Origin of the sequence: Pseudopedobacter sp., from assembly GCF_040392825.1 — a bacterium.
In the GTDB taxonomy this organism is placed as follows: Bacteria; Bacteroidota; Bacteroidia; order Sphingobacteriales; family Sphingobacteriaceae; genus Pseudopedobacter.
In genome coordinates this window covers 1-3,278 of sequence record NZ_JBEBVH010000363.1, presented here as the reverse complement: position 1 = coordinate 3,278, position 3,278 = coordinate 1, and the positions used below count along the sequence as shown (strand labels likewise).

Here is a 3,278-nt window from a genome sequence, read left to right as displayed (position 1 = left end):
GTTAGTTAGTTAGTTAGTTAGTTAGTTAGTTAGTTAGTTAGTTAGTTCCCCGAAGGGGTGCCTTCGGCAAGTTCCCCGAAGGGGGGCTTTGGCAAGTTTCCTGAAGGGGTGTCCGAATGGATGCCTTTGGCACCTTTGATAAGTTAGGTGAGCGTATTCTTCTGCAACCTTAAGTAGAAGTGTTTTTGGCAAGATTTGGGGAAAGAACTTATTGTGATGAAACGAGGTGATGTAAAAATATTCTTGTAGATTCGTAATGAGCCCCAGCGAATTCATGTATCTTGATTTCTATCAGGGAGAACCTCATTTAGAGCCTTATTCTTACAGCAGTAGAATTCTGCCAATACAAAAGGTATATTCATATGAGCCTATACCTGACGAATTAAACGCTTCTGAAAGAAAGTATATCAAAGGAGTTCAGTCAAATGTATGGACAGAGCATATTCATTCTGAGGATGCTGTACAATATATGATGTATCCACGAGTAGCGGCAGTCGCTGAAGTAGCGTGGACATCTCCACGACTAAAAAACTGGGAAGATTTTTCAAGTAGGGTGGAATATGAGTTTGCCAATTATGAAAAATCAGGAACCAATTATGCAAGGAGTATTTACAATGTTTGGTGCGAAGCTAAAACAGACAGCACTTCAGCTACAGCAAAAATTTCTTTAAAAACCTACGGTTATAAAACTGAGATTCGTTATACATTGGATGGAACAGAACCTACAGCTAATTCCAAATTGTATAAAGAACCTTTTGAAATTAAATTACCACAAAATATAAAAGCAGCCGCTTTTAGAAATGGTAAGAGAATAGGTAAAGTGAATATGAGGACGTCTGCAATTGTAAGTACTAGATAAATATATTGATATAGCTATGATAAAGGGAGAAGGATCAATGAGTAAAAATGGCTTCTCCCTTAAATTACATGATTAAGACCTTGTAAAACCTGACTATACAACCATGCAATTATCTTAATCGTATGAGATTCATAAGTGCCCGTAGACACACAGGATGATTCTGTTGCAAGAAAGAATTCAAACTTCAAGATAATGGATGCTTACTAAAAAAATAATATATTTGTTATTGTAGCAATCCATTATAAGCTCTTTTGCATAAGATACATACAGATAACGAGTTATTAGACTTATTAAAGTTGGGAGATAAATCTGCTTTGGATGAAATCTATAAGAGATATTATGGGATTTTGTATAGCCATGCTTACAGAAGATTGCCAGATAGAGAAGAGGTAAGGGACATTGTTCAGGAGGTGTTTGTATACCTTTGGAATAATAAAGCAAACATCATCATAACCTCCAGTTTATCTGCTTATCTGTATACCTCCGTAAGAAGTAGAGTGCTGGACGTATTTCGCCGTCAAAAGGTAAGAAATGCCTACACACAATCCTTACAGGCTTTTATAGATTCAGGAGAGAATTTAACAGAAGAAAGATTAAGAGAAAAAGAGCTTATTCAATTGGTAGAAAGAGAAATAGCATTTTTACCACCACAGATGCGGCGTATATTCGAGATGAGTCGTTTTAAAGATATGACTCACCAGCAAATTGCTGACGAGTTGCAAATTAGCCCTCAAACCGTTCGTACACAAGTTAGAAATGCCCTTAGGATATTAAGAGTAAAATTGGGAGCTAACATATTTACGCTGTTTTTTTAAAGGACACAAGCTGTACTCTTAAATACCTGAGTTCGATTATAAAAAGGCTATGATAGTAATGCCAAAAGAGATTACTTCGTTCCTCGCAACGACAAAAATAGGGGCATCTTCCGAATTTACTTCGGAACTAAACATGAAATAATGTCCAAATCACTCAAAAAACAATGAAATATTAATCGAACTCAAATTAAATAGTATTATCTGGTCAGTGTTACCGGTAACCTCGATTCCGGTTTTTGTAAGGATAATTTAGTATAAGACAGGATTTTCCACTATCTGCCACCTTTTGCTATATTCTGCCGACATTTCATATATTTCTTCGAGACCGCTTCGAGACTTCTTCGGGAAATACCCCCTATTTCCCGACGGAATCCTGAAGCAGAGTCGAACAACTTCCCAATTTTAACAGCCTTTTTACCCTGAAATTGGCAATGAATGACTGCTGCTCTGACAAACAAAAGTCCTTAAAAAAAGAGACGATAGCTTAAATATTTTCCGCCGATAAAAATAAAAAAATAAAATTTTTCAATTTGTTCTACCCCCAGTACAAATCTTATGCGTCTTATAGATAAAAGGACCAGACCTAAATTAATTTAGATAATGAAAAAAGCAGACCAACTGTTGGACCGATACCATTCTGGCAAAGCTACGCCGGAAGAAAAAGCTATTGTAGAGAGCTGGTATCTTAAATACAAGACAGGGGAGTCTGATCTGAAACCCGAAGTTCTGCTTGAAGATTATGAAAAAGGCCGGAAACAATTGCATCAAACCATAAAATACAAAGACAAGAAAGTTATAACAATATGGCCTCGCGTAGCTGTAGCTGCTTCTTTGTTGGCCTTTTTAACTGCTATTTTTTATTTTTTCAATTCAACTAAAAAAAATGATGAACCCAAACAGCTCGTTTCAGATAAATTACCGCAGGTAGAAGCAGTTACCCTAACGTTAGGTGACGGAAGAAAGGTTAATCTGGATGCTAATAATATAGGGGAAGTTGTAAAAGAAGGCGGCTTAAATATACAGCAAACAGCAGATGGGCAATTGATATATACTGCAGTGGACGATACTAAAAGTGATAATCAAAATAATTACAATACTATAGAAACTCCGGTAGGAACACAATATACTGTTATATTACCAGATGGCAGTAAGATATGGTTAAGTTCTGCATCCAGATTGCGTTATCCAACACATTTTTCAGGCAAAGAACGGATAGTTGAACTTTCTGGAGAAGCGTATTTTGAAGTTAAATCTGTATATGCGAATTCCTCCTCTAAAAAGATTCCTTTTATTGTGTTATCTGGTAATCAAACTGTAGAGGTATTAGGAACCCAATTCAATATTAGTGCTTATAGAGACGATGCGACAATTAAAACCTCACTTTTGGAAGGAGCTGTAAAAGTATCTTTAAAAAGCAAGCGAAATAGTGGTTCGGAAGTGTTCTTAAAACCAGGACAAATGGCTTTAAATAAGCTCAATAACTCAGCATTGGAAACCAGTAACATAGATGTAGATGATGTATTGGCGTGGCGGGAAGGATATTTTATTTTTAATAATGAAAATATCAGAGATATTATGAAAAAGGTATCCAGATGGTATGGGTT

Annotated in this window: 3 protein-coding genes; all 3 read left to right on the top strand. The window is 36.1% G+C overall.

Annotation, left to right across the window (positions count from 1 at the left end):
- The first annotated feature begins 256 nt into the window (after positions 1 to 256).
- A complete protein-coding gene (locus ABWO41_RS16940) occupies positions 257 to 859 on the top strand; it encodes a family 20 glycosylhydrolase (RefSeq protein WP_353140552.1) in 603 nt (200 codons plus the stop codon).
- A 251-nt stretch (positions 860 to 1,110) separates the two neighbouring features.
- Complete coding sequence (locus tag ABWO41_RS16935) at positions 1,111 to 1,674, top strand: RNA polymerase sigma-70 factor (RefSeq protein WP_353140549.1); 564 nt, start codon at positions 1,111 to 1,113, stop codon at positions 1,672 to 1,674.
- A 600-nt stretch (positions 1,675 to 2,274) separates the two neighbouring features.
- Positions 2,275 to 3,278: FecR family protein (locus ABWO41_RS16930; protein ID WP_353140547.1), on the top strand; the 1,004-nt coding region annotated here is incomplete at its 3' end.